Consider the following 24,065-nt stretch of genomic DNA (forward strand, 5'->3'; position numbering starts at 1 on the left):
ACCAGGAGGGCGCTTGCTGCGCCGTCCTGTCTCGAATGGACAGGTACTGGACATGTATGATCGTCGCCATGCCTGTCTCATCGAAGCGACGCCGAGTCGCCGACGCCCTCCGCGACGCGATCGCGACAGGCCGTCTCGTCCCTGGTGAGCGCCTGCCCGGGGAACACGAGCTCGCCGAGCGGTTCGCGGTCAGCCGGGGCACGGTCCGTGCGGCCCTCGCCGACCTGGCGGACGAGGAGTACATCGCCACGCACGGTGGTGTCGGTTCCGTCGTCACGTTCGTCGGCGCCGCCCTCGACCCGCGGGGTGGCTGGGCACGGTCGATCGCCGCGACCGGGGTCGAGGTCGCCACGCGGGTGCTGCGCATCGAACGCATCGAGGACGTCGACCTCGCTGAACGGGTCGGTGCCGACTCCGCGGCGTTCATCGCGGTCGACCGGGTGCGGCACGTGGTCGGTGGCGTGTCGGTGTCCCTCGAACGGAGCCGGGTCCCCCGCACCGGGGCGCTCGACCGCGCCGTCGAGGACGGACTCGTCGACGGATCCCTGAGCGCCACCCTCACCGCGGCGGGCCTCGTCCCCGCCACCGCCGAGCAGTGGATCGACATCGCACCCCTGACCGCGGAGGACGCCGTCGTCCTGGGACACCCGGAGGGCACCCCGTTCCTGCACAGCCAGCGGATCTCCCGGACCGTTCACAACGGCTTCGTCGAGCAGGTCGACAGCCTCCTGGCCCCGGACCGGTTCCGGTTGCACATGCGGTTCGGGACGACGGAGCGGACACGATGACCACCACCGACGCCCTCCGTCGCGCCCGGGCCCTCGCGTCCATGCACGGTCTCGCGATCGGCGACGCGCTCGGCATGCCGACCCAGTCGATGTCGCTCGCCCAGATCCGAGCGGACCACGGCGTGGTCACCGACTTCGTCGACGCCGGACCACACCAGCGGATCGCCGCCGGGATGCGCGCCGGCAGCGTCACGGACGACACCGAACAGGCGATCCTCGTCGGTGAGCTCCTCGTCGAGGGCGGCGGCCGGCTCGACCCGGTCCGCTTCGCCGAGGCGATCATCGACTGGGAGCGTGCGATGGCGGCGAAGGGATCGCTCGACCTCCTCGGCCCGAGCACCAAGACCGCCGTCGAACGCATCCTCGCCGGCGTCCCCGCCGACCAGGCCGGATCGACCGGGACCACGAACGGCGCAGCGATGCGGATCGCCCCCATCGGGATCGCCACCCCGGCGACGGACCTCAGCGCGCTCGTCGACGCCGTCCGGGACGCCTCGCGGGTCACCCACGACACCGGCCTCGGCATCGCGGGTGCGAGCGCCGTCGCCGCCGCGGTCAGCGTCGGGATCGACGGCGCCACCCGGTCCGCGGCGATCGACGCCGCCGTCGGAGCGGCCCGGATCGGAGCGACCCGGGGGCACTGGGTCGCCGGTGCCGACATCGCGGAGAAGACCGCCTGGGCGCGGACCTGGCTGCCGACGGTGCCGGCCGACGAGCGGATCGACGCGGTGTCGCGACTCGTCGGCACCTCCGTCGCCTCGCAGGAGTCCGTCGTCGCGGCGCTCACCCTCGTGTCGCTCGACCTCGAGCCGTGGGAGACCCTCGGGATCGCGGCGAGCATCGGCGGCGACACCGACACCATCGCCGCGATGGCCGGAGCCGTGCTCGGCGCCGTCCACGGCCCGGAGGCCTGGCCGGACCGTGCCGTCCGGACCGTGGTCGACGTCAACGGCCTCGACCTGCCCCCGCTCGTCGACGGCCTGCTCGCGATCCGGACCGCCGCGACCGCCTGACCACCCGCCACCGCACTGCACCCCGCACGACCGCCACTTCCGAGGACGCAAGAGGACATGACCACGACACCCGACCCCACCGCCGCGCCCACCTGGAGCGACGGCACCCTCACCACGATCGAACAGCGGGGCATCGAGCCCGTCCCGACCGACGAGCGCACTGGCCGTCCGGGCGCGCTGTTCTGGGTGTGGTTCGCCGCGAACATCTCGATCCTCGGGCTGCCCCTCGGTGCGACGCTCGTGGCGTTCCAGAAGCTCACCATCTGGCAGGCGCTCCTCGTCGCGGTGATGGGTGCCGCGGGCTCGTTCGCCGTCGTCGGCGTCATCTCGATCGCCGGACGCCGCGGCGGCGCCCCCGGCCTGACACTCTCCCGCGCCGTGTTCGGCGTCCGGGGCAACGTCGGCCCGACCCTCGTCTCCCTGCTGTCCCGACTCGGCTGGGAGACCGTGAACACGACGACCGCCGCGTTCGTGCTGCTGTCCCTGTCCACCATCGTGTTCGGCACCGACGGCGACGCCAAGCACACCCCGGCCCTGACGGTCGTCGCGATCCTGGTGTTCATCCTGTGCACCGTCCTCGTCTCCGGGCTGGGGCACGCGGCGATCGTCGCGATCCAGCGCTGGGCGACCTGGGTCTTCGGCGCGCTGAACGTGTTCGTCGCGGTCTTCCTGGTGCTCCGCGTCGACTGGGACACCGTGACGAGCGCCCCCGCCGGCCCGGTCAGCGCGATGGTGATCGGCATCGGCACGATCGCGGCCGGCACCGGCATCGGCTGGGCGACCGCGGGTGCCGACATCGCCCGGTACAGCAAGGTCTCCGTCCGCGCGAGCCGACTCGTCCTTGCGAGTGCGGTCGGTGCCGGGACCCCGCTGGTGGTCCTCGTCGGCCTCGGGGCGCTCGTCTCCGCCGGCGACCCGACACTCGCCACCGCCGGCGACCCCGTCGCCGCGATCCGCGACCTCCTGCCGAGCTGGATGGCCGTGCCCTACCTCATCGCCGCGTTCGGGGGCCTGCTGCTCTCGAACCACCTGTCGGTGTACTCGGCGAGCCTCACCACCCTGACGCTCGGCGTCAAGGTGCCGCGCGTGTGGGCGGTCGGCGTCGACGTCGTGATCACGTTCCTCGGCGCGATGTTCTTCATGCTCGTCGCGGACGGCTTCTACGCCCCGTTCATCACGTTCATCTCCATCCTCGCCGTGCCGATCACCGCGTGGCTCGGGGTGTTCATCGCCGACATGCTCCGCCGGCGCTGGTACGACCCGATCGGTCTCCTCGACCTCCGCCGCGGCTCCGTGTACTGGTACCGCGGCGGGATCGCCTGGCGGGCCGTCGGCGCATGGGCGGTCGCGATCGTGGTCGGGTTCCTGTTCACGGTCGTTCGGCTCGGCGACGCGGCCCCCGTGTTCGTCGGACCGCTCTCCGACAGCTGGATCGGCGCGAACGGTCTCGGGTGGGTGATCACCTTCGTGGTCGCAGCCGGTGCGTACCTGTCGTTCGGTGGCGCGCGCGGTGCTCTGACCGAACCGTCCGCCGCAGCCACCGCGCCTCTGACCGAGTCGGCGACGGCGCGCTGATGCCCCGGCTCGTGTCCGTCGGGAACGTAATCGTCGACATCGTGATGCGCGTCGGTGCCATCCCCGAACCCGGCGGCGACGTCATCGCCGACCGGTCCGAGATCACCGCCGGCGGCGGCCTCAACACGATGGTCGCCGCACGGCGGGACGGACTCGACGTCGTCTTCGCCGGGCAGTACGGCACCGGCCCGTTCGGCGACGTCGTCCGGTCCGCACTCGTCGCGAGCGGTGTGGAGGTGGTGCAACCGGGTCTGCCGGACCTCGACAGCGGGTACTGCGTCGCGCTCGTGGACGCCACCACCGAGCGCACCTTCGTCACGAGCGTCGGCGCCGAGGGTCGGCTCGGTCCCGAGGACCTCGACCGCGTCGCGGTCCGTGCCGACGACATCGTCTTCGTCTCGGGCTACGGGCTCGCACACCCCGCCAACGGCGACGCCATCGTCGCGTGGTTGGGCGGCCTGCCGGACGAGGTCCGCGTCGTCCTCGACCCGTCGCCGCTGGTGGACACCCTGCGGCCCGACGTGCTCGCCGCCGTCCTGACGCGCTCCGACGTCGTCAGCACGAACAGCCGTGAGGCGCGCCTGATGGCACCGGACTCGTCGCACCTCGGTGACGCCGCCGAGCGCATCGCCGCCGAGACCCGAGGAGCGGCTGTCGTCCGCGACGGCGCGAGCGGCTGCTGGGTGGCAGCGGCCGGGCGCGCCGCCGAGCTCGTCGCCGGCTTCGCCGTGACCGCCGTCGACACGAACGGCGCCGGGGACGCCCACGACGGCGTGCTCATCGCCGCGCTGTCCCGGGGCGACGACCTGGTCGCCGCGGCACGCCGGGCGAACGCGGCCGCCGCGATCGCCGTGACCCGCGACGGCCCGGCCACCGCGCCGACCGCCGCCGAGATCGACGACCTCCTGGACGGGTCCGGCGCACCGGCCGACCGCACCCGACTGCCGGACTGACGGACGGGAGGGACGGGAGGGACGGGACGGGCCCGCACCGCGCCTCCCGTCCCGACCCGGTCACCTGGTGCGGCTACGGCCGCGTCGCCTCCCCCGCGACGGGCAGCCCCGCGTCGGGCAGCCCCGCGACGTGCGCGGCGAGCAGGTCGGCGAATGGCCGGTCGACCGCGAGCACGACCGTGCCGGCCCGCCGCTCCGGCGTCGCACGGACCGGGAGCTCGACCTTCGTCACGCCGCGGTCCGGGCCGTCGCCGCCGATCACGTGCACCGGCAGGTGGAGCGACGCGGTGACCTCCAGGTCCCCCGTCATGACCGCCGCGGCGAGGGGGTCGTGCAGGATCGCGACGCGGTCCTGGTAGACGGTGGCGTAGAAGTCGGCGTACACGTCGAGCATGCGGCCGATGTGCTGGGCCGCCCCGGAGCCCGAGTCGGCGAGCGCGGTGATGTGCTCCTCGGTGAACCGGTGTCCCGTGGTCACGTCGAGCGGCACGGTGGTGACGTCCCACGGCGCCGCGTAGACCAGGTCGGCCGCTTCGGGGTCGTTGTGGATGTTCGCCTCGGCGAGCGGCGAGACGTTCCCCCGGACGAGGAACGCGCCGCCCATCACGGTGACGTCCTCGACCCGGGACGGGAGTGTCGGGTCGAGGCGCAAGGCGTGCGCGAGGTTCGTCAGCGGCCCGATCGCGAGCACCCGCAGTGCGCCGGCGTGCTCGTGCGAGAGCCGGACGAGCAGTTCCGCGGCGGACTCGTCCTCGACCTCGCGGTCGGTGGTCGGGAGTTCGACGTCCCCGATGCCGTTGCGGCCGTGCACGTGTGGTGCGCCGCCGTGGAACGGGCGGGACCAGAAGTCCGTCGGGCCGACCGCGACCGGCGTCCGGTCGTTCCCGAGGACGGCGAGGAGGTCGAGGGTGTTCCGGCCGGCGCGGGGGGCGTCGACGTTCCCGGACACGACCCCGACCCCGACGAGGTCGATGCCCGGACGGCCCGTCAGCCAGGCGAGGGCCAGCGCGTCGTCGATGCCGGTGTCGCAGTCGAGGAACACCGGGGTCGGGCGGGTGGGGTTGGTCATGCGGGGGTCCGTTCGGGGTGGCAGCCGGTCGACGTCGATCATGGCATCGTCGCACGCCGCCGGGGGTGCCGTCGTCGATGCCGAGCATCCGCTGCCGCCGGAACCCGGCGGCACTGCCTCCGAACGAACTGCCCTAGCGGCCGGGAGCGTCGAGCAGGTCCCGGACGGACCGCGGCTCGCGACCGAGCAGCTCGCCGAGGAGTGGGTCGGTGCCGGCGAAGAACCCGCCCGCAGCAGCGGCGTACATGTCGAGCATGAAGCGGGCCATGAACTCCTGCTGGCCCCCGCGGACCTGCTGCGCCACCCACTCGTCGGCACCGAGCACGACGGTCTCGACCGGCCGCCCGGCGACCTCGGACGCGATCGCGGCGACGTCGGCGAACGTCGGAGCAGCGTCGGCGGTCAGGGTCGTCGGGCCGTCGTACGCACCGTCGGACAGCAGGACGTGCGCGGCTGCCTCGGCGGAGTCCTCGCGGGCGGTCCAGGACACCGGCCCGTCGGTGGGCACCGCGATGACGCCGGTCTCCCGCCAGTTGCCGAGGAACCACACCAGGCTGTGCGCGTAGAACCCATTGCGGAGCGACGTCCACGCCAGACCTGAGTCGGCGAGCAGCTGCTCGGTCGCCGCGTGGTCACGCCCCGGACCGAACGGAGTGTCGAGGGCGGCCCCCTGGTGGCTGGTGTAGAGCACGCGGCCGACCCCGGCCTCGACCGCGGCGTCGATCGCGGCGCGGTGCAGCGCGACCGCATCCGCCGTCGGGTCGCTCGCCGACACGAGCAGCAGTTGGTCGGCGCCGTCGAACGCTGCGGGCAGCGAGGCCGGGTCGGCGTAGTCGCCCTTGCGGACCGCGACACCCTGCTCGGCGAACCGGGACGCCTTGGCCGTGTCGCGGACGACGACCGCGATGTCCGATGCCGGGATGCGCTCGAGCAGGTGGTCGACGGTGCCGCCGTTGAGGGCACCAGTGGCGCCGGTGACGATGATCATGAGACAGCCTTTCGGAAGACCACCGACCGTGTTATCGGTGGAACCATGATCATGGTAACGTCGGAATACCATTGATAGCAAGCGCTTGGTATCGTCGTTCCATGACCGAGACGACCACTCCCGTCGACACGCGGACCCGCATCGTCGAGGCCGCGGCCCGCCTGCTCCGGGAGGACGGTCCGGCAGCGGTCACCACACGCGGTGTCGCGCAGGGGGCCGGTGTCCAGGCGCCGGCGATCTACCGACTGTTCGGCGACAAGGACGGGCTGCTCGAAGCGGTCGCCGAACACGTGATGTCGACGTTCGTCGCCGCCAAGGCCGCGGTCGTCGAGGCGGCCACGGCCGACGGTGTCGATCCGGTCGAGGAGCTCCGTGACAGCTGGCGACACCAGGTCGACTTCGGACTGGACAACCCGGCACTGTTCCGGCTGCTCAGCGACCCGTCCCGGGTCGCGAGTTCACCGGCGGCACGACTCGGCAAGCAGGTGCTCCAGGCCCGCGTCCGTCGTGTCGCAGCGGCCGGGCGGCTCCGTGTCCCCGAGGACCGCGCGGTCGGACTCATCCAGGCCTCGGGGACGGGCGTCGTCACCACGATGCTCGCGACGCCGTCGGAGGACCGTGATCCAGGGCTCGTGGACGCTGTGCTCGGCGGCGTCCTGACGCAGATCCTGACCGATGCGCCGGCGAGCGCCGCGGAGGCGGGCCACCTCGGGACCGTCGTCGCCTTCCGTGCGGTCGCGGACGAGCTCGTCGGGCTGAGCGACCCGGAACGCCGGCTGCTCGCCGAGTGGCTCGACCGTGTCATCGCGGGACCGAACGCACGACAGGTTCCCTGAGCGGGATCGGTCGTCCGCCTCCGGACTGGAGGCGCGGGTCGGGCCCGCACCGTTCCTCCCGTCCGTCCGCGGTCCGTCGGTCGTCGGGTCGTACGCTTGCACCCATGCCGCTCGAGGTCGACAAGGTGGTCTGCTACGTGGTCCATGACGGACACCTCCTCGTGTTCACGCACGACGAGATCCCGCTCACCCGGACTGGCGTGCAGGTTCCCGCCGGCACCGTCGAGCTCGGCGAGACACCCGCCGACGCGGCGGAACGCGAGCTCGTCGAGGAGACGGGGCGCCCCGGTCGGGTGGTGCGCTCGCTCGGAGTCGAGCGGTACGACCTCCGACCGACGCGGGACGAGATCGCCGTGCGGAGCTTTTTCGTCCTGTCGATGGAGCAGGCGGACGTCTCGGAACGATGGCGAGCGGGTGAGCAGTCTCCGTCGGCAGGGGGCGAAGTCGTCAGCTGGACGTGTTGGTGGATGCCACTGGAGGACTCGCACGTGCTCGCCGCCGGGCTCGGGGCGAGGATCGGTGCGGCGACCGCGGCTGCGCGGCCCGCGAACCGCCGCTGACCGCCGACCACCGCCCCAGCGTACGATCGGACCTTCTGGGCCTCCAGCTCACTGACGCACCCTGCAGATCCGCACCCGAGGAGTCCCGTCCGCGATGTTCACCACGGTCTACGTCAGCACGCTCCGGGAGGAACTCACCGGCGAGCCGCTCCGCCGCCTGCTCGAGGACAGCCGCCGCAGGAACGCGGCGAACGGCATCACCGGCATGCTGACGGTGCGAGGCCGCCGCGTGATCCAGCTGCTCGAGGGCGAGCGGGCATCGGTCCGTGAACTGTACGCACGCATCGCCGTCGATCCCCGGCACGACGACGTCGTCACCGTGTGGGACAGCAGCAACGCCGAGCGCCGGTTCCCCGACTGGTCGATGGCGTTCGACGACCTCGAGGAGGACGCCGACAAGGCCCTCGAGCAGACCTGGCCCGAGCCGTCGTCGGCGGACCTGTCGCCGGACCGGCCGGGTGGGGACGACACGGACTACATCGCGCGACGGGCCACGGCACTCCGGCGCGCCATGGCCAGCGGGGACCGTCTCGTGACGAGCCTCGCCGTGATCCTGCACGGACACCGGCCCCAGGCCGTCCTGACCGCGTCCGGGACGAAGCGCGTGCAGTGTTCCGAGTGCCGGGTCACCCAGGCCGAACCTGCCGACCAGTACCCCTGCAACACCGCTCGGAACGCGATCTGGGCACTGGAGTCCACGCAGCCGTAGCACCGCACGCATGTCGCGCGGACGATCGGACCAACGACGGCTACCGTCGGCCTGGTGACCGACGACCGACGCCGAGAACTCGGCGACAGCGATGCGCCTGTCGAGGACGAGATCCACGAGTCGTTCAACGCCGTGGTGGAGGAGGGCGCCGAGCGCCTGCAGCGCACCACGCGGGTCGTGCTCACCACCGGGTTCGCGGGTGGACTCGAGATCGGCATCGGCGTGATGGGATACCTCGCGGTCCTCCACGCAACCGGCGACCACCTGCTCGCGGGACTCGCGTTCGGCATCGGACTGGTCGCGCTCTACCTGGCGCACAGCGAGCTGTTCACCGAGAACTTCCTGCTGCCGATCACGGCGCTGATCGCGCGCGAGGGCACGGTCGGACAGCTCGTCCGGCTCTGGGTCGGGACGCTCGTCAGCAACCTCGCCGGCGGGTGGGTGTTCATGTGGATCGTCGTGCAGGCGTTCCCGCAGTGGCACGCCGAGCTCGAGGAGTCGGCCCTGCACTACGTGCAGACGCCCTTCGGACTCCAGGCCGCCGCGCTGGCCGTCCTCGGCGGCAGCACGATCACCCTCGTCACCCGCATGCAGCAGGGCACGGACTCCGACCCGGCGAAGATCGTCGCCGCGATGATCGGCGGGTTCCTGCTCTCCGGGCTGCAGCTCTTCCACTCGATCCTCGACTCGTTGCTCGTCTTCGGCGCGATCCAGGCCGGCGCCCCGATCACCCTCGGGCAGTGGCTCGGGTGGTTCGGGTACACGCTCGTGTTCAACGTGCTCGGGGGCGTGGTGCTCGTCACGGCCCTCCGCCTCGTGCGCTCGGCCGACCTCCTGCACGGACGGCGGCGGTCACCGGCGGAGGACCGTGCGGAGCCATCCGGAGAACCCGCGTCGTGACGAAGCGGTAGCGTGCGCCTGTGACCGACACCACCGAACCTCGCCCGGATCAGCAGATCGCCGTCGTCACGGGCGGTGGCAGCGGCATCGGCCGGGCCGCCGCGCTCGCCCTCGCCGACGACGGCTGGACGGTCGTGATCGCCGGGCGCCGGAGCGCCACGCTCGACGAGGTCGCCGCCGTCTCGACCGACATCGTCCCGATCGTGGCCGACGTCGCCGTCGAGTCCGACGTGCGAGCCCTGTTCGACCAGACCGTGGCGCGGTTCGGCCGGGTCGACCTGCTGTTCAACAACGCCGGCATCGGGGCGCCGCCCACGCAGTTCGACGACATCGCACTCGAGACCTGGGACACCGTGATGGCGACGACGCTCACCGGCTCGTTCCTCTGTGCGCGCGAGGCCTTCCGGGTGATGCGGTCGCAGCGCCCGCAGGGTGGCCGGATCATCAACAACGGCTCGATCTCGGCGCACGCACCGCGTCCGCTGTCGGCGCCGTACACGGTGGCGAAGCACGCGGTCCTCGGGCTCACGAAGCAGATCCAGCTCGACGGTCGTCCGTTCGGCATCGCCTGCGGTCAGATCGACGTCGGCAACGCGGCCACCGCGATGGGTGCGGGTGCCGCCGACGGGACCCTGCAGGCGGACGGCGCGGTCCGGCCCGAAGCGACCATGGACGTCGCGGAGACCGGCCGTGCCGTCCGGTACATGGCCGGCCTGCCCTTCGGGGTCAACGTCCCGAACCTGACGATCATGCCGACCACCATGCCGTTCGTCGGGCGGGGGTGACCGCGACGCCGTCCGAGCCACCGCACGGCGCACGATCCTCCCGCTGACTAGCTCCGGGGTGCTCGGACTCGGAGTCCGCTGACGACCAGGTCGAGCAGGTGCGGGACGCGGTCGGTCGCCGATGGCCCGAGCACCCAGAGGAACGCGACCAGCGTGAGGAGGTCCGGCGCCGAGACGTCCGATCGGAGCACCCCGGCGCGCGCCCCGGCGCCGAGCGGTGTCCCGATGGCGTCGACGATCTCGTCGTACTGCTCGTCGTGCAACTGCTGCCGGGTGGCGGCGTCGAGGACCTCCGACAGCGCGTGCTTCTGCGAGCCGACGGCAGCGGGTTCGTCGAGCCATGACCGGAGCGCGAGTTCCTGTGCCGGCCGAGCCGCCCACGAGCGCGCCGACGCGACCAGTCCCTGGAAGTCGTCGCGGTAGACCTCGGCGAGCAGCGCCTCCCGGGTGGGGAAATGACGATAGATGGTGCCCTGGCCGACGCCCGCGAGTCGCGCGATTGCCTGCATGGTCGTCGCGGCGTCCGTCCGCAGCGCGTCCCGCGCGACGTCGACCAGTCGAGCGCGGTTGCGCTCGGCGTCGGCACGGCGCAGTGGTTGCGAAACGGACATCACCGACACCGGCGGCGCGGCGATCGCCGTCGAGACCGACGTCCGCAGCCGGGAGGCCCTGACCACGTTGGTCGCGTCGGCCCGGTCGCGCTTCGGTTACCTCGACGTGCTCCACCAGAACGCCGGCAGCATGGCCGTGTCGCCGTTCGACGCCCTCGACGTCGACGGATGGCAGCAGATGGTCGACGTGAACCTGGTGGGCGTCCTCAACGGGATCGCCGCCGCGCTGCCGGTGTTCCGCGAGCAGGGCTCCGGGCACTTCGTGCACACCGCGTCGACCGCGGCGCACCGCATCGTCCCCGCCCAGGGGGTATACGCGGCGACGAAGACGGCCGTCCGTGTGCTCAGCGAGGCGCTCCGCCAGGAGGCCGGGCCCGATCTGCGCGTCACCGTCGTCTCCCCCGGGTTCACGGCCATCGAGGGCGTCACGAAGACCGACGACCCGGAGCAACGCGCGGCACTCGAGGCCCGACGCGACGCGATCGCGATGCCGGCCGAGGCCGTCGCCGCAGCCGTGGCGTACGCGATCGCGCAGCCGGCGGGCGTCGACGTCGGTGAGGTGGTCGTCCGGCCGACGGCGCAGGACTGATCAGGCCGGCGTGTTCTGCACTGCGGACGACCACTGTCCGCGCGGCGATCGTCGTCGGAGACCGATCGGAGGGCCAGGACCGGCGGCCGAGTGTGCTGGGCGGCTACGGTGCCTCCATGGGCAGGTGCAACTACCTCGTCGAGGGTGTCTCCGGATCGGGCAAGACGGCGGTGTGTCACGAGCTCCGCCGCCGAGGGTTCTCCGCCGTCGACGGGGACCGTGAACTGGCGTACCAAGGAGATCCCGGGACCGGCGAGCCCGTCACCGGCATCACCGGACTCGCGGTCCATGACCACCACATCTGGGACGTTCGTCGGGTCCGCGCCATCGCCGCGGACCGCTCCGATCCGGCCACGTTCTTCTGCGGCGGATCCCGCAACGCCCGGTCGTTCCTCGATGTGTTCGACACGGTGTTCGTGCTCACGGTCGACCTCCACACGCTCGAACAGCGACTCGACGCTCGAGGCGAGGACGAATGGGCCGGAGCAGGTCGCGTCGACGAACGCGCACTCGTCCGTCGGCTCCACGCCGCAGGGACGGACACCCCGGACGGCGTGCGGCTCGACGCGACGCTGCCCCTCGCCACCGTCGTCGACGACCTGCTCCGCGCGTGCGGCCTCCCCCAGCGCTGACGTCCTGCGGCGCGTTGCTCACCCCGCAGGTCGGTCAGCGTCCCGACCCTGGGCGGACGGTCGTCTCCTCAGCGGTCCTCCAGGTCACCGCGCACCGGCAGAGCGCGTCCGTTCAGCGTGATCGTTCCCCGTCGCCGACGTCGGGCGCGGAGGACGACGAGCAACAGCAACAGCAGCAGGAACCCGCCCGCGGTGCCGGCCAGGAAGGCCGTGCCGACCCAGACCGTGACGAACGTCCGATCGCCGAACAACGCGTCGAGCAGGAGACCAGCACCGACCGCGAACCCGGTCAACAGTGCCGCGCAGACCGGTTCGAGCCATCGTCGTGACAGCAGTGCTGCGCGGTCGATCGGCAGCCCCTGATCGAGCCGGGTCCGTGCGGCTTTCTGGCGATCGCGGACGGCGATCCCGATCGTCGGGCCCCAGAACGCGACCATCGCTGCGCTGCCGTCGGGGTTGAGCAGGCCCAGAGCAATGATCGTGACGACTGCGCCAGCGACGTACCACCACGGGAAGACGCGACGAAGTGGTACCGCCCAGCGTCCGTCCGGACCGGTGCCGTCGTTCTTCTGCCCGCTCTTCGGTTCGGTGACGCCGATGAAGTCGAGCACGCGCCGGACGGTCATGGGCTGAGCATACGTCGACGCCGGTCGACCCATGGGTCCTGCGCGGGGGACATGCACAACACCTCGGATCGGCTCGTCCCGCCCCGCGTCATGAGGGAGAGCGCCTGCTTCGGGTTCGGGTCTCGAAGCAGGCGCTCTCGGTGCCGCGTGACCAGGCTACTCCTAAGTGGAGGGATACCTCCATATAGGAACGGGTTAGGTTGCTGTCATGCCCGAGACCCACCACCCGCGCGCCGAACGCGTCGAGGTGCGGCGCAGCCGCGAGGCGATCCTCGCCGCGGCGGAGGCCCACTACGCCGTCAAGGACACCGACCCGACGATGGTGCAGCTGGCCCAGCTCGCCGGCGTCGGGATCGCCACGCTCTACCGCCGGTACGCGAGCGTCGACGACGTCATCCGGGAGCTCCACGCCAGGCTCCTGACGCACTTCGCCCGCATCGAGGACCTCGTCGCAGCGAGGCCGACCGCCTGGGACGCCGTCGTCGCCCTGGTGATGGGGATCATCGACGTCCTGCAGGAGCACCCCGCGATCCCGCGCCTCAACCGGAAGATGGTCGCGCTCGACGACAGCGACCAGTTCACCTCGCGATGGAACGACCGGCTCGACGCGCTGATCCATGCCGCTCAGGCCGAAGGGACACTCCGAACCGACGTCACCGCGAACGACGTGACCTTCGCCGCGTTCCGCATCGGCAGCTACTCGAACCTCCCGCCCGACGACGCCGGCCGGATCATCGGCCGGCAGGTCGGCATCGTGCTCGACGGGCTCCGCGCCGACGGCACGCGCAACCCGCTGCCCGGCGAGCCCATCACCATGGGCGAGCTCCAGGGCATCTTCCGGCACGAGGTCGACCACCCGGTCGAGTGATGGGCGCGCAGACGGGCTGGGGAAACGGGCGGGAGGCGCGGTGCCAGCCCGCACCGTCCCTCTCCCCACCGACACGGCCCGCCCGCCGCTGGCGCGCCGGTCGGGAACCGGCGGCGTGGGCCCAGGCCGTCCTCCGGTCGGGTCGACCGCGCACTCGTCGCGCGTGTCAGCAGCCCGAGCGTGTCCACCACCCGGTTCGAGGATTGTCGTACCAGGCGACCACTCCGACGCCAGCGGCCCCGATGAGGACGAGAAGACCCAGAACGGCGCCATGTCGCTCCTGGGTGGCACAAACGGATCGGCGCGTTCCTCGGGCCGTTCGCCGCAGCCGGCGTGATCGCCGTCTGGGACCCGTCTGCTGCGTACATCCTCGCGCTCGTGGCGATCCTCGGCGCCGGCGCGATCGCTGCGACGGCGAAGGACCCGGGAACTCGCGGCAGGACATCCGCGCGGCAAGATCGTGCTGCATCCCTGACTGGCGAGCGCCGACACTGCAGTGTTGTTGATGACTGAGAACTGGGTCGTCTTGCGTGTTCCCCCATGGCTGTTGATGAGAACTCCTGTGGAATCATCCGCGCGCGATCCTACCGATGATCGCAGCCTGGAATGACGGCTGGTCGCGCGTTGACGACTCTCGGATCCGACGCGTGCAGAGTCGTGAGAACCGTGAACGATTCGAAGCAGCGGTGCGAATCGGGCAGGCGTTGACGATCGCCCTCAGTCGTGCGACGAGATCGGCATGCGGATCATCCAGCAGGCGAGCGTAGCTAGGTAAGTCAGTCCGCTGGCCGATCACTTACGGTCACCGCTCGCCTGGCGTCGGGGCGCCAGGCATCGGTTCACCTTCGCGGACCCGAAGTGGGGTGGAGCGGGATGAACCGGCGACGGACGGGCAATGGGACCATCGACACCGGGAAGGGAGGCTCATCGTGAATGCGCGAGTACGGCAGTCGAGCCGCGGGGTTCGAGTGGTCACGATCTGTGTGCAGCTCCTCTTCATCGGGTCGATTCTCCTCGGCATGACGACGCCACCGGACGAGCAGTCGGCGTCTGATCGTGCGCTGATCCCCGCCGCGTGGATCGTGCTGGGCGGACTCGTCCTCCTGAGCATCCGAACGCTGTTCATCGGCATATACCTGGCTCCAGGCGCGGTCGTCGTGCGGAGCTGGCTCCGTACCTACCGAATCCCGCTGACTGAGGACACGCGATTCGGACTCGAGGCGTGGAGCGACTGGCTCCTGTCGAAGGGACAACCGGTCGGGAACTCCCAGATGATCGCGATCATGGGGACGTCGCCCCGCTCGTTTCCGGCAACCGGGGTGCGACGGAGCCGCGCTGTCGTGCAACGCGATCTGTTGAACGCCTTTGCCGGATTGGAGGACGTGACCGAAGAGACCGCCCGCGATTGGGCACGGGGTGCATCGTGGCGCATCCAGCGGGATCGATCGAAGCTGCGACAGGCAGAACGACAGCGTCGCGGGGGCCGGCACTCCGACCCGTCCGGCGCGCCGAGCCGCTAGCACTGCTCCGGGCAGTGCTCCCCGAACTGAGCGCGTCGCTGGCTGACGGTGTCTTGGACTGCAGATACCCGTCTTGCTCGGCGATCGGCTACCGGGCGCAGTTTGCTACTGACAGCCGGCCTGGACAAACAGTCTCAGCTCCGCGAGCGTGGGCCCGCACTCGCGTCGAGGTACTCGAGACCTTCCGCCATCAAAACCCCGGTGTGGAACTGGATGCGCAGCGATTCGACAGCGAGCAACGCTGCCCCACGTTCGGTGTCGGAGATCAGGCCCGCCGCACATGCGACGGCGAACTCGTCTTCGTCATCGACAATGAAGGACCCGTCGCGTTGGAGCAGCGGATCAAGCTCGGCGCGGGACTTCCTCGGCGGCGTAGCGATGTCGACGTGCACGACGTACTCGGAGCCGAGCACCCAGTGCGCGACGAACCACGCCGCGTGAGGAAGCAGGACGATCAAAGGCCGTCCTCGCCCCTGGACATCCTGGGCGATCTCGGACGTCGAAGTCAGGCCGTCGCGATCAACCCCAGTGTGGGTACCTCCTGCGGGAGTGAAGACCCACGTTCCGCGCTCGTCCTCAGGACCAGGTAACCACGCCACGACCGCACACCCGCCGGACGCTTCCGCTTCACGATGGTCACGACGCTGAGAACCTCAGCGGGAGCAGCCATCGGGCCCCGATAGAGGCCCAGGGCATTCCTCGCCGGTATCCGATGAGTCAGCGGGACGCATGGATGGCACGACGATCTGGTCAGCGGCGGCGTGGCTCAGGGTGGTAATAGACGGTCATCGCCAGGTCGTCCTCTCCCTCAGTCACGCTGCTGGTGAACGTCACGTCCTCGATTGACACGTCGCCGAGGTTGTCGATGGTCTCCGCGACCCGTCGCAGCAAGGCAGCAACGTCGCCTTGCCCATCGCCTGCTGGGTTGCTCTGCGAGAAGTGATTGATCGTCCAGTCCGTGCGCTCCACATCCCCGACCGTACCGAAGTCCTCGAGGGCGACGGCGACGGAGACGGCGACGGAGACGGCGAGGGCGCCAGTCCGATGGCCGATCCCCTACGAGCGTCGAGTCCGATCGGTCATCGACGCGCGGCACCAGCGAAGCGGATACGTCCGCTGTACCTCCAATGACGTGTCCGAATGCCGATCGGCTATCGGGACGCCGCTTGACCCCTTGATTTCGGGGTATGGGTGTGAGCAGCTCCGCTCAGTGTCGCCCTTCAAGCTTCTCTCCCTGTCGTCCCGCGTCACGAAGCGGACCGGTTCTCGAGGTGCGGAAGATCGTCGGTGCGGGCATGGGGTGGTGGGTGCATACTGGTGGTGTCTTCGGACCCGGCAGTGGGGCTTGCCGGACCCAACCTCGACACTCGTCGACAACAGTCCCTATCTCAGCTGGTTGCGCTTCTGTGCGCCTGAGGTAGGGAGATGTCATGGTCGAGTCGAGCACTGCCGGTGTTGTCGTGGTCGGTGTGCAGTCCGGGCAGGGGCACGACGTCGTCGGTGTCGCGGCTGCCGTCGCTGAACGCTTCAGCGCCCGCCTGGTGTGTGTGGTCGTCGATCCGGCGCTGCTGTCAGCGGGGGTGCGTGCGGACGGGTCGGAGATCATCGAACCGATCGACCCGGACACGGCGGACAGCGACCCGCAGCAGCTCCCCGACGAAGACATGCGGGTCATCAGAGATCTTGCTGCGGCGCGATCGGTCGACGTGGACTTCGTCTCCCGCGTCGGGGACCCGAGTCACGCACTCGCTGCGGTGGCTGAGGAACGTGACGCGGTGATGATCGTCGTCGGATCCCAGGCTGGCCGACGCCGGATGGCGGAACTGCTCACCGGGTCCGTCGCCGCGCACCTGACCCATCAGCAGCACCGGCCGGTGCTGGTCGTCCCGCATGACCCGGTTGGTGTCACCGTCCTCCGACCGTCGGATGCCCCGTGACGGGCACGCTGACGCTCCTGCGGCATGGGGAGAGCACCGCGAACGAAGCCGGCACCTTCACCGGTCTCCTCGACGTCCCGCTCACACCCCACGGACGACGGCAAGCGTCCGCGGCGGGGCAGCTCCTTCGGTCGAACCACATCACGCCGGACGTCGTGGTCACCTCCACACTGCACCGTGCCGTCCGCACCGCCGAACTGGTCTGCGACGCCCTCGGGACACAGCTGCCCACGGAAGCGGTGTGGCAGCTCAACGAACGCAACTACGGCGCCCTGACCGGGATGACGAAGACCGACGCCCGTCGGATGCTCGGTGACGACGAGTACATGCGGCTCCGCCGGTCCCGTACCGGCACACCGCCACCGATGTCGCTGCACCTGTGGGAGGAACTGCGGTCAAGTTCCGCGCTGCGCGGCCTGCCCGACGGCGCCCTCCGACGCACCGAGGCACTCTCGGACGTCATCGAGCGGGTCCGTCCCGTGCTGCACGACCGGCTCCTGCCGATGGTGCGGTCAGGGCGGAGCGTCCTCGTCGTCGCGCACGGGAACTCGCTCCGCGCACTCTGCGCATGCATCGACGACCTCACCGACCCGGAGCTCGAGCAGCTCAACGTGCCGACCGGGCAACCCGTGCAGTACCACCTCGCTGCCGCGGGTGCTCTCGTCCCGCGTGGTGGGGCGTTCCTGGATCCGGTAGCAGCACAGCACGCCGCGGCGCTGGTCGCGGCAGAAGGCGGAACATGACCACCCGAACGGACACCCCGATGCCCGATGACCAGCTCCCCTCCGACCCGGACGTCGACGTCTCCGACCCCGCAACGACCATGCGGCCGGTGCATCTGCGGTGGCGGTACGTCGGCCTCGTCGCCGTCGGTGGGGCCGCTGGTACTGCCCTCCGCGACGTCATCAGCAGCCTGCTCCCTGCCGATGGCGGGGTGAGTTGGTCGATCTTCTGGATCAACATCACCGGGGCGCTGGCCCTCGGTGTGCTGTTGGAAGCGCTCGCGCACCGCGGGCCCGATGCCGGCCGCCGACGCGTGCTGCGGCTGCTCCTCGGGACAGGGGTCCTCGGCGGGTTCACCACCTACAGCACCCTCGCCGAGTCCACTGCCGCCCTGTTCCTGAACGGGCACGGCCTCGCTGGCACCGGGTACGCGCTCCTGACCGTCTTGTCCGGCGCGATCGCGACCGCGGTCGGTCTCGTCGTCGCCGGCTGGTTCCGACCCCGAACGGAGGAAGCATGAACGCCGCCCTCATCGTCGTCGTCGCCCTCGGTGGCGGTGCCGGCGCTGCCGGCCGGTTCCTCCTCGACGGGGTGATCAACACCGGCCGGGAGTTCCGGCTCCCCGTCGGCACGCTGACGATCAACATCACCGGGTCGCTGCTGCTGGGACTCATCGTCGGCGCCGCCACCCACCTCGGCGCGGTACCGGTCGCGGTCCTCGGCACCGGGGTGATGGGCGGCTACACCACGTTCAGCACCGCCAGCTTCGAAACCGTCCGCCTCGCCCGCAGCGGCCGGATCACCGCCGCCGCCGTCAACGGTCTCGGAATGCTCGTCGTCTCCCTCGCCGCCGCGACCGCCGGCATCCTCCTCGGCGGCACCCTGTGACCACCCCGCCCACTGACCACACACCCGCTCCAGAACCGGAGGTACCCATGCTGTTCGACGTCACGATCGAGATTCCCCGCGGCAGCGGCAACAAGTACGAAGTCGACCACACCACCGGCCGGATCCGGCTCGATCGGGCGGTGTTCACCAGCATGGTGTTCCCCCAGGACTACGGCTCCATCGACAACACCCTCGGCGATGACGGCGACCCCCTCGACGCCCTCGTGCTCCTGCCCCGTCCCACGTTCCCCGGCGTCGTCATCACGGTCCGGCCGATCGGGATACTGCGCATGGCCGATGAGAACGGCGGCGACGACAAGATCCTCACCGTCCCCGCCGGCGACGACCGCTTCGCGCAGCTGCAGGACATCACCGATGTGCCGGAACACACGCTGGCGGAGATCGAACACTTCTTCGCCCACTACAAGGAAATCGAGCACGGCAAGCACGTCACCACCAACGGGTGGGCCGACCGGGCCGCTGCCGAAGCCGTCATCCGCACCGCACAGGAAGCCCACACCCGACACCCGTGACCCCACGGGTCCACAGACTGCCGCGGGGAGGCACTGGCGCCGAGTGATCGCCAGCAGGTCGTCCCTCCGCCTCCCCGCGGCTCCCCCTTCCAACCACACCCCAGCTCGACGCATGACCCGAACCGAACCGAAGGAGCGTCACCATGAACGACTACATCAGCGGCATCCACCACCACGGAGCACATCAGGGCGAGTACGTCACCCACCACGACCACCCCGTCACCATCGACGCCGTCCACGGCGCCCGCATCCTCGACTCCCGCGGCTACCCGACCGTCCGCGTGTCCCTCGAGCTCGACGACGGCAGCACCGTCACCGGCGACGCCCCCGCGGGTGCGTCCACCGGCGCCCACGAAGCCGTCGAGCTCCGCGATGGCGGGACCGCGTTCGGCGGCCGCGACGTCACCCAGGCGCTCCACCTGATCGACACCGACATCACGGGCCTGCTCACTGGCCGGTCGTGGTCGGCGATCGGGCAGATCGACGCCGCCCTCGCCGAACTCGACGGCACCACCGGGTACCGCCGGCTCGGCGCGAACAGCGTTGTCGCCACCTCGATCGCCGCATCCAGGGCCCTCGCCCATGCCGCGGACCTCCCGCTCTGGCAGTGGATCGCTGAGATCACCGGCTCGACGCCGCGGATGCCGGTCCCGCACTTCAACGTCCTCAACGGCGGCGCGCACGCAGCGAACGAGCTGGACTTCCAGGAGTTCATGATCGCTCCCGTCAACGCAGGCTCGATGGCAGACGCCGTCCGAATCGGCGCAGACGTGTACCACGCTCTCGCGGCGCTGGTTCGGGACCGGTTCGGCAGCCTCGGCCTCGGCGACGAGGGCGGTTTCGCACCGTCGATCGCTGCGCCCGAGGAAGCGCTCGACCTGCTCGTCGACGCGATCCGTACCGCCGGCTATGAGCCGGGAGTCGACCAGGTGGCGATCGCCCTCGATCCGGCCGCGAACGAGTTCCACCAGGGCGTGGGCTCGTATCGGATGATCGACGACAGCCTCGACCGGGACGGGCTGGTCGACTACTACCGGCAGCTGGTCGACACGTATCCGATCCGGAGCATCGAAGACGGGTTCGCTGAGGACGACCATGAGGGCTTCCGCCGCATGCAAGCGGCGCTCGGAGACCGGATCCAGATCGTCGGCGATGACCTCTACGTCACCGACCCACAGCGCATCCGGGAGGGCGGCGAGCAGCAGCTGACGAATGCGGCACTGATCAAGCCGAACCAGATCGGCACCGTCTCCCAGACCCTCGGCGCGATTGCCACCGCTGCCAGCGTCGGGATGGGCAGCATGGTGTCGCACCGTTCTGGGGAGACCACGGACACGTTCATCGCGGACCTCGTCGTCGGGACCGGCACCGGGCAGATCAAGTCCGGCGCACCCGCCCGCGGGGAACGGGTCGCGAAGTACAACCGGCTCACTGAGATCGCCGAGCAGCAACCGAATCTGCCCTACGGACTGGACGGGCAGCGGTGAATAGCGATGCAGCGCATCGTGAAGTGGTCTCCGGTGGAAACGCAGCAGTACGGGTGGGCCCGAAGCGCACCCGGAGATGACTGGATGGGATCCGATGTCGACGCGCATCACGTTGAGTGGTTCGACGTTGACGTGGACCATCTTGTGCGGGTCCCGGCATTGCAGCAGGCGCTCACTCGTGATGGTCAGATCGGTACGATCCGGGAGATGACGCACGAGATGCGTGATGGGCAACGCATCTTCATCTTTCTCGTCGACTTCGGCAGACAGGGCGGTGACCGATAATCAGCCTGCTCCCGGCTGCCCGAACCAGCGACACCACAGGCGGGCGGTCCTGCGCGAGGGCAATGGGACATGCGCCTTGGTCGGACACCGTTGTCTTCACGATCTGGGTACGCCTGCAGCGGGCGGCGTGGCGTTGCCGGTGGAAGGAGCGAAGTGATGGATCCCGGTGAAGCCGTCCGCACGATCGTCGGCGTCGTCGCGCTCGTCGGCGTTGCGGGAGCGGTGTTGCTGGCAGTGCGTGCACCTGCACCGTGGGCTCCAGCATTCGCAGTTGGGCGGGGGGTGCTGCAGTTGGCTGCGATCAGTGTGCTGCTGACAGGGATTATCCGCTCGCCGGCGCTGATCACCGTTGCGCTTCTGGTGATGTTCACGGTCGCGGCCATCACCTCGGCTCGACGGCTCGGCACGCTCCGCGGACGCATCATCCCAGTGGCGACGTGCATGGCTGCAGGGATCACGGTCGCCGGCGTGGTCGTCTTCGGAACGGGCGCCATCGCGTTCACCCCGCGATACGTCCTCGCGATCGGCGGGATCGTGATCGGGAACACCATGACGATCTCGACCTTGTCCGGACGGCGATTCGTCGAGCTCGTCGATGACCGATGGGATGAAGTCGAAGGGTGGCTTGCGCTCGGAGCGAATCCACGGCAGGCCACCGTCGACCTGGTCCGCCGGGCGATCGGCGCAGCATTGGTGCCAACAGTGGACCAGACGAAAACGACGGGGCTGGTCACCCTTCCCGGAGCGTTCGTCGGCGCGATCTTCGGTGGTGTTTCGCCTATCGAGGCCGGACGGTTCCAGATCGTCGTCCTCGCCGCCATCATCGGTGCTGGCAGCATCGTCGCCACCGCACTCACCGCCTGGCTCGCTCCCGTTGCAACCCGCCCCGCACGGCCACGCTGACACGTGCCCCGTGCCCCGTGCCGGTGATGTTCGGTGGCTCGCAGGTCGCCTGCCGCGTGTCGCAACCACCGCCCCACACAACACGACGTTGTGTGGTCACAACCGAATCTCCGTTGCCAGCGGCTAAGCGGCGAGGAAGATCGGCAGGAACGCTTCCACGAACAGGAGAGGCATGCTGATGCGCCCCGATCATCGTTCGGGTAGACCGTTCACCGAAACGGCTCGCAGCCGGTATGGCGCCGCGACGGATGCTTTCGACGTGCACGCCCGGGCGGTCGCCGACGTCGTCGCCGAAGCTGAGCAGGTGGTGCAGTCACATGCCGCGGCCCGGTTGCGTCGCCGCCAGCACGCTCTCGCCGCTGGGCTCATGCTCGGCTCCGGTGCGTGCCTGATCGCTGCCGTCCTTCTCGTGTGAGCTCACCGAGCCGCCAGGATTCGCCCGACCACTCCCTGCACTGCATGTCGAAAGGCAGCTGATGACCGCCACAACTCCCCGCACAACCAGCACTGGAGTACCGGTGTTCGACGCGCCTCGCACTGGCGCGAAGGGCAACATCGTGGTCCGGTGGATCACGTCCACCGACCATAAGGTCATCGGCTACCTGTACATGATGACCTCGTTCACGTTCTTCCTGCTCGCCGGGGTCATGGCGCTGGTGATCCGCGCGCAACTGTTCGAACCGGGCCTGCATGTCGTGGCGACGAAGGAGCAGTACAACCAGCTGTTCACGATGCACGGCACGATCATGCTGCTGCTGTTCGCGACGCCGCTGTTCTCCGCGTTCGCGAACGCGATCATGCCGCTGCAGATCGGCGCCCCAGACGTCGCGTTCCCACGCCTGAACGCGTTTTCGTACTGGATCTACCTGTTCGGCGGGCTCATCACTGTCGGCGGGTTCCTCACTCCACAGGGCGCAGCATCATTCGGGTGGACGGCGTACGCGCCACTGTCGGACACGACCTTCACTCCGGGACTCGGCGGAACGCTGTGGGTCTTCGGGCTCATCCTCGTCGGCTTCGCATCGATCCTCGGCTCGGTCAACTTCATCACCACGATCATCTGCATGCGCGCCCCCGGTATGACGATGTTCCGCATGTCGATCTTCAGCTGGACGGTCCTGGTGACCTCGCTGCTGGTTCTGATCGCGTTCCCGGTACTCGCGGCGGCGCTATTCGGCCTGGGCCTGGATCGTGTGTTCGACGCGCAGATCTTCAATCCCGCGAATGGCGGGGCGCTGCTGTGGCAGCACATGTTCTGGTTCTTCGGCCACCCGGAGGTGTACATCATCGCGTTGCCGTTCTTCGGCATCATCTCCGAGATCATGCCCGTGTTCAGCCGGAAGCCGATCTTCGGGTACAAGACCCTCATCTACGCGACGATCGCGATCGGGGCGCTGTCGGTGACGGTGTGGGCGCACCACATGTACGTCACCGGAAGTGTCCTCCTGCCGTTCTTCTCGCTGATGACGATGCTGATCGCGGTGCCCACGGGGGTGAAGATCTTCAACTGGATCGGCACCATGTGGCGCGGCTCCGTCACGTTCGAGACCCCGATGCTGTGGGCTGTCGGGTTCCTGATCACGTTCACCTTCGGTGGACTCACGGGCGTGATCTTGTCGTCACCGCCGCTGGATTTCCATCTCTCCGACAGCTACTTCGTCGTCGCGCACTTCCACTACGTCGTGTTCGGCACGGTCGTGTTCGCGATGTTCGGCGGCTTCTACTTCTGGTGGCCGAAGTGGACCGGGAAGATGCTCAACGAACGGCTCGGGAAGGTGCATTTCTGGTTGTTGTTCCTCGGGTTCCACACCACGTTCCTCGTGCAGCACTGGCTCGGGGTGATCGGTATGCCGCGTCGCTACGCGACGTACCTGCCGCAGGACGGGTTCACCTGGTTGAACCAGGTCTCCACGATCGGATCGGTGCTGCTCGGGATCTCGTTCCTGCCGTTCCTGTTCAACATCTACATCACCGCCCGCAACGCACCCAAGGTGCGCGTCAACGACCCCTGGGGGTACGGACGCTCTCTGGAGTGGGCAACGCAGTGTCCCGTACCGCGACACAACTTCACCTCAATCCCGCGGATCCGTTCCGAGTCGCCAGCGTTCGACTTGAACCATCCCGAGGCGGGCATCCCCGTCGGCCGTGGCCCCTTCACCGACGCACCCGACGGTCCCGTCGTGCACGGCAACGCGGTCAAGCAGGTCGGCGATGAGAACGGGCAGGCGTTCTGATGCGGCCGACGGGCAGGCTCGAGCGTGCAGTCCACGTGCGGAGAACGGATCGT

The 24,065-nt window shown here is 69.8% G+C and carries 29 protein-coding genes; 23 read left to right on the plus strand and 6 right to left on the minus strand.

Annotated features, from left to right (window positions below; translation table 11 throughout):
- Positions 1-68 precede the first annotated feature (68 nt).
- The 4 genes from ACO0E0_RS14635 to ACO0E0_RS14650 are packed head-to-tail and all read left to right on the plus strand — an operon-like array spanning position 69 to position 4,329.
- Positions 69-788 carry a GntR family transcriptional regulator gene (locus ACO0E0_RS14635; RefSeq protein ID WP_422872182.1) on the plus strand — a complete coding sequence of 240 codons (720 nt, stop codon included), beginning with the start codon at positions 69-71 and terminating at the stop codon, positions 786-788.
- Entirely contained in the window at positions 785-1,801 is a 1,017-nt protein-coding gene (locus ACO0E0_RS14640) for an ADP-ribosylglycohydrolase family protein (protein ID WP_422872183.1), read from the plus strand. The genes ACO0E0_RS14635 and ACO0E0_RS14640 overlap by 4 nt, the downstream gene beginning before the upstream one ends.
- Before the next feature lie 57 nt (positions 1,802-1,858).
- Positions 1,859-3,376: a purine-cytosine permease family protein gene (locus tag ACO0E0_RS14645; protein ID WP_422872184.1), complete on the plus strand. Its 1,518-nt coding sequence runs from the start codon at positions 1,859-1,861 to the stop codon at positions 3,374-3,376.
- A complete protein-coding gene (locus ACO0E0_RS14650; RefSeq protein ID WP_422872185.1) occupies positions 3,376-4,329 on the plus strand; it encodes a PfkB family carbohydrate kinase in 954 nt (317 codons plus the stop codon). Before ACO0E0_RS14645 ends, ACO0E0_RS14650 begins: the two co-directional genes overlap by 1 nt.
- A 73-nt stretch (positions 4,330-4,402) precedes the next feature.
- Here the strand turns inward: ACO0E0_RS14650 and ACO0E0_RS14655 are convergent, their stop codons facing one another.
- Positions 4,403-5,398, minus strand: a complete 996-nt coding sequence (locus tag ACO0E0_RS14655) for a nucleoside hydrolase (protein ID WP_422872186.1) — start codon at positions 5,396-5,398, stop codon at positions 4,403-4,405.
- A gap of 133 nt (positions 5,399-5,531) precedes the next feature.
- Positions 5,532-6,386, minus strand: a complete 855-nt coding sequence (locus tag ACO0E0_RS14660; RefSeq protein WP_422872187.1) for an SDR family oxidoreductase — start codon at positions 6,384-6,386, stop codon at positions 5,532-5,534.
- Between the two features lie 101 nt (positions 6,387-6,487).
- On the opposite strand from ACO0E0_RS14660, the gene ACO0E0_RS14665 reads away from it, so the two are divergent.
- The 5 genes from ACO0E0_RS14665 to ACO0E0_RS14685 all read left to right on the plus strand — a co-directional run bounded on the left by ACO0E0_RS14665 (position 6,488) and on the right by ACO0E0_RS14685 (position 10,176).
- On the plus strand, positions 6,488-7,222 hold the full coding sequence (locus tag ACO0E0_RS14665; protein ID WP_422872188.1) for a TetR/AcrR family transcriptional regulator: 735 nt from the start codon (positions 6,488-6,490) through the stop codon (positions 7,220-7,222).
- A gap of 104 nt (positions 7,223-7,326) precedes the next feature.
- Positions 7,327-7,782, plus strand: a complete 456-nt coding sequence (locus tag ACO0E0_RS14670) for an NUDIX domain-containing protein (RefSeq protein WP_422872189.1) — start codon at positions 7,327-7,329, stop codon at positions 7,780-7,782.
- A 94-nt stretch (positions 7,783-7,876) separates the two neighbouring features.
- The gene (locus ACO0E0_RS14675) at positions 7,877-8,491 is read left to right on the plus strand and encodes a BLUF domain-containing protein (RefSeq protein ID WP_422872190.1); all 615 of its coding nucleotides are present in this window, start codon (positions 7,877-7,879) and stop codon (positions 8,489-8,491) included.
- A gap of 54 nt (positions 8,492-8,545) precedes the next feature.
- Entirely contained in the window at positions 8,546-9,391 is an 846-nt protein-coding gene (locus tag ACO0E0_RS14680; RefSeq protein WP_422872191.1) for a formate/nitrite transporter family protein, read from the plus strand.
- Between the two features lie 20 nt (positions 9,392-9,411).
- On the plus strand, positions 9,412-10,176 hold the full coding sequence (locus tag ACO0E0_RS14685; protein ID WP_422872192.1) for an SDR family oxidoreductase: 765 nt from the start codon (positions 9,412-9,414) through the stop codon (positions 10,174-10,176).
- A 47-nt stretch (positions 10,177-10,223) separates the two neighbouring features.
- Here ACO0E0_RS14685 and ACO0E0_RS14690 read toward each other — a convergent pair whose 3' ends face one another.
- Complete coding sequence (locus ACO0E0_RS14690; protein WP_422872193.1) at positions 10,224-10,853, minus strand: TetR/AcrR family transcriptional regulator; 630 nt, start codon at positions 10,851-10,853, stop codon at positions 10,224-10,226.
- Here ACO0E0_RS14690 and ACO0E0_RS14695 point away from each other — a divergent pair.
- A complete protein-coding gene (locus tag ACO0E0_RS14695; RefSeq protein ID WP_422872194.1) occupies positions 10,744-11,376 on the plus strand; it encodes an SDR family oxidoreductase in 633 nt (210 codons plus the stop codon). The two genes, ACO0E0_RS14690 and ACO0E0_RS14695, sit on opposite strands and share 110 nt — an antisense overlap.
- A gap of 116 nt (positions 11,377-11,492) precedes the next feature.
- The gene (locus ACO0E0_RS14700; RefSeq protein WP_422872195.1) at positions 11,493-12,008 is read left to right on the plus strand and encodes an AAA family ATPase; all 516 of its coding nucleotides are present in this window, start codon (positions 11,493-11,495) and stop codon (positions 12,006-12,008) included.
- Between the two features lie 68 nt (positions 12,009-12,076).
- Here ACO0E0_RS14700 and ACO0E0_RS14705 read toward each other — a convergent pair whose 3' ends face one another.
- Entirely contained in the window at positions 12,077-12,634 is a 558-nt protein-coding gene (locus ACO0E0_RS14705; RefSeq protein WP_422872196.1) for a hypothetical protein, read from the minus strand.
- 208 nt (positions 12,635-12,842) lie between these two features.
- Between ACO0E0_RS14705 and ACO0E0_RS14710 the strand changes: the two genes are divergently transcribed.
- Complete coding sequence (locus ACO0E0_RS14710) at positions 12,843-13,502, plus strand: TetR/AcrR family transcriptional regulator (RefSeq protein WP_422872197.1); 660 nt, start codon at positions 12,843-12,845, stop codon at positions 13,500-13,502.
- Positions 13,503-14,485: 983 nt separating this feature from the next.
- Positions 14,486-15,022: a hypothetical protein gene (locus ACO0E0_RS14715; protein WP_422872198.1), complete on the plus strand. Its 537-nt coding sequence runs from the start codon at positions 14,486-14,488 to the stop codon at positions 15,020-15,022.
- Positions 15,023-15,156: 134 nt separating this feature from the next.
- Here ACO0E0_RS14715 and ACO0E0_RS14720 read toward each other — a convergent pair whose 3' ends face one another.
- Positions 15,157-15,621, minus strand: coding sequence for a DUF402 domain-containing protein (locus tag ACO0E0_RS14720; RefSeq protein ID WP_479723451.1), 465 nt, complete (start codon positions 15,619-15,621; stop codon positions 15,157-15,159).
- Between the two features lie 151 nt (positions 15,622-15,772).
- Positions 15,773-15,991, minus strand: coding sequence for a hypothetical protein (locus ACO0E0_RS14725; RefSeq protein WP_422872200.1), 219 nt, complete (start codon positions 15,989-15,991; stop codon positions 15,773-15,775).
- A 461-nt stretch (positions 15,992-16,452) separates the two neighbouring features.
- Between ACO0E0_RS14725 and ACO0E0_RS14730 the strand changes: the two genes are divergently transcribed.
- The 10 genes from ACO0E0_RS14730 to ctaD all read left to right on the plus strand — a co-directional run bounded on the left by ACO0E0_RS14730 (position 16,453) and on the right by ctaD (position 24,012).
- Positions 16,453-16,959, plus strand: coding sequence for a universal stress protein (locus ACO0E0_RS14730; protein ID WP_422872201.1), 507 nt, complete (start codon positions 16,453-16,455; stop codon positions 16,957-16,959).
- Positions 16,956-17,702, plus strand: coding sequence for a 2,3-bisphosphoglycerate-dependent phosphoglycerate mutase (locus tag ACO0E0_RS14735; protein ID WP_422872202.1), 747 nt, complete (start codon positions 16,956-16,958; stop codon positions 17,700-17,702). Before ACO0E0_RS14730 ends, ACO0E0_RS14735 begins: the two co-directional genes overlap by 4 nt.
- Positions 17,699-18,202: a fluoride efflux transporter FluC gene (locus tag ACO0E0_RS14740; protein WP_422872203.1), complete on the plus strand. Its 504-nt coding sequence runs from the start codon at positions 17,699-17,701 to the stop codon at positions 18,200-18,202. Before ACO0E0_RS14735 ends, ACO0E0_RS14740 begins: the two co-directional genes overlap by 4 nt.
- A complete protein-coding gene (locus ACO0E0_RS14745; protein ID WP_422872204.1) occupies positions 18,199-18,570 on the plus strand; it encodes a fluoride efflux transporter FluC in 372 nt (123 codons plus the stop codon). Before ACO0E0_RS14740 ends, ACO0E0_RS14745 begins: the two co-directional genes overlap by 4 nt.
- A gap of 47 nt (positions 18,571-18,617) precedes the next feature.
- On the plus strand, positions 18,618-19,103 hold the full coding sequence (locus tag ACO0E0_RS14750; RefSeq protein WP_422872205.1) for an inorganic diphosphatase: 486 nt from the start codon (positions 18,618-18,620) through the stop codon (positions 19,101-19,103).
- Between the two features lie 143 nt (positions 19,104-19,246).
- A complete protein-coding gene (gene eno, locus ACO0E0_RS14755) occupies positions 19,247-20,590 on the plus strand; it encodes a phosphopyruvate hydratase (RefSeq protein WP_422872206.1) in 1,344 nt (447 codons plus the stop codon).
- A gap of 6 nt (positions 20,591-20,596) precedes the next feature.
- A complete protein-coding gene (locus ACO0E0_RS14760) occupies positions 20,597-20,875 on the plus strand; it encodes a hypothetical protein (RefSeq protein WP_422872207.1) in 279 nt (92 codons plus the stop codon).
- 156 nt (positions 20,876-21,031) lie between these two features.
- The gene (locus ACO0E0_RS14765; protein WP_422872208.1) at positions 21,032-21,778 is read left to right on the plus strand and encodes an ABC transporter permease; all 747 of its coding nucleotides are present in this window, start codon (positions 21,032-21,034) and stop codon (positions 21,776-21,778) included.
- Positions 21,779-21,950: 172 nt separating this feature from the next.
- Positions 21,951-22,193, plus strand: a complete 243-nt coding sequence (locus ACO0E0_RS14770; RefSeq protein ID WP_422872209.1) for a hypothetical protein — start codon at positions 21,951-21,953, stop codon at positions 22,191-22,193.
- Between the two features lie 61 nt (positions 22,194-22,254).
- Positions 22,255-24,012 carry an aa3-type cytochrome oxidase subunit I gene (ctaD, locus tag ACO0E0_RS14775; RefSeq protein WP_422872210.1) on the plus strand — a complete coding sequence of 586 codons (1,758 nt, stop codon included), beginning with the start codon at positions 22,255-22,257 and terminating at the stop codon, positions 24,010-24,012.
- Positions 24,013-24,065: the final 53 nt, after the last annotated feature.

It is taken from the genome of Curtobacterium phyllosphaerae (assembly GCF_049341865.1).
GTDB classification, from domain to species: Bacteria; Actinomycetota; Actinomycetes; order Actinomycetales; family Microbacteriaceae; genus Curtobacterium; species Curtobacterium phyllosphaerae.

What these genes read in the sequence shown, in the direction of transcription:
- ACO0E0_RS14760 (WP_422872207.1), top strand. Translation starts at nt 20,597, where the DNA reads ATGCAGCGCATCGTGAAGTGGTCTCCGGTGGAAACGCAGCAGTACGGG.
- ACO0E0_RS14655 (WP_422872186.1), bottom strand. Translation starts at nt 5,398, where the DNA reads ATGACCAACCCCACCCGCCCGACCCCGGTGTTCCTCGACTGCGACACC.
- ACO0E0_RS14745 (WP_422872204.1), top strand. Translation starts at nt 18,199, where the DNA reads ATGAACGCCGCCCTCATCGTCGTCGTCGCCCTCGGTGGCGGTGCCGGC.
- ACO0E0_RS14665 (WP_422872188.1), top strand. Translation starts at nt 6,488, where the DNA reads ATGACCGAGACGACCACTCCCGTCGACACGCGGACCCGCATCGTCGAG.
- ACO0E0_RS14750 (WP_422872205.1), top strand. Translation starts at nt 18,618, where the DNA reads ATGCTGTTCGACGTCACGATCGAGATTCCCCGCGGCAGCGGCAACAAG.
- ACO0E0_RS14650 (WP_422872185.1), top strand. Translation starts at nt 3,376, where the DNA reads ATGCCCCGGCTCGTGTCCGTCGGGAACGTAATCGTCGACATCGTGATG.
- ACO0E0_RS14700 (WP_422872195.1), top strand. Translation starts at nt 11,493, where the DNA reads ATGGGCAGGTGCAACTACCTCGTCGAGGGTGTCTCCGGATCGGGCAAG.
- ACO0E0_RS14765 (WP_422872208.1), top strand. Translation starts at nt 21,032, where the DNA reads ATGGATCCCGGTGAAGCCGTCCGCACGATCGTCGGCGTCGTCGCGCTC.
- ACO0E0_RS14670 (WP_422872189.1), top strand. Translation starts at nt 7,327, where the DNA reads ATGCCGCTCGAGGTCGACAAGGTGGTCTGCTACGTGGTCCATGACGGA.
- ctaD (WP_422872210.1), top strand. Translation starts at nt 22,255, where the DNA reads ATGACCGCCACAACTCCCCGCACAACCAGCACTGGAGTACCGGTGTTC.
- ACO0E0_RS14730 (WP_422872201.1), top strand. Translation starts at nt 16,453, where the DNA reads ATGGTCGAGTCGAGCACTGCCGGTGTTGTCGTGGTCGGTGTGCAGTCC.
- ACO0E0_RS14645 (WP_422872184.1), top strand. Translation starts at nt 1,859, where the DNA reads ATGACCACGACACCCGACCCCACCGCCGCGCCCACCTGGAGCGACGGC.
- ACO0E0_RS14770 (WP_422872209.1), top strand. Translation starts at nt 21,951, where the DNA reads ATGCTGATGCGCCCCGATCATCGTTCGGGTAGACCGTTCACCGAAACG.
- eno (WP_422872206.1), top strand. Translation starts at nt 19,247, where the DNA reads ATGAACGACTACATCAGCGGCATCCACCACCACGGAGCACATCAGGGC.
- ACO0E0_RS14660 (WP_422872187.1), bottom strand. Translation starts at nt 6,386, where the DNA reads ATGATCATCGTCACCGGCGCCACTGGTGCCCTCAACGGCGGCACCGTC.
- ACO0E0_RS14705 (WP_422872196.1), bottom strand. Translation starts at nt 12,634, where the DNA reads ATGACCGTCCGGCGCGTGCTCGACTTCATCGGCGTCACCGAACCGAAG.
- ACO0E0_RS14635 (WP_422872182.1), top strand. Translation starts at nt 69, where the DNA reads ATGCCTGTCTCATCGAAGCGACGCCGAGTCGCCGACGCCCTCCGCGAC.
- ACO0E0_RS14710 (WP_422872197.1), top strand. Translation starts at nt 12,843, where the DNA reads ATGCCCGAGACCCACCACCCGCGCGCCGAACGCGTCGAGGTGCGGCGC.
- ACO0E0_RS14675 (WP_422872190.1), top strand. Translation starts at nt 7,877, where the DNA reads ATGTTCACCACGGTCTACGTCAGCACGCTCCGGGAGGAACTCACCGGC.
- ACO0E0_RS14640 (WP_422872183.1), top strand. Translation starts at nt 785, where the DNA reads ATGACCACCACCGACGCCCTCCGTCGCGCCCGGGCCCTCGCGTCCATG.
- ACO0E0_RS14740 (WP_422872203.1), top strand. Translation starts at nt 17,699, where the DNA reads ATGACCACCCGAACGGACACCCCGATGCCCGATGACCAGCTCCCCTCC.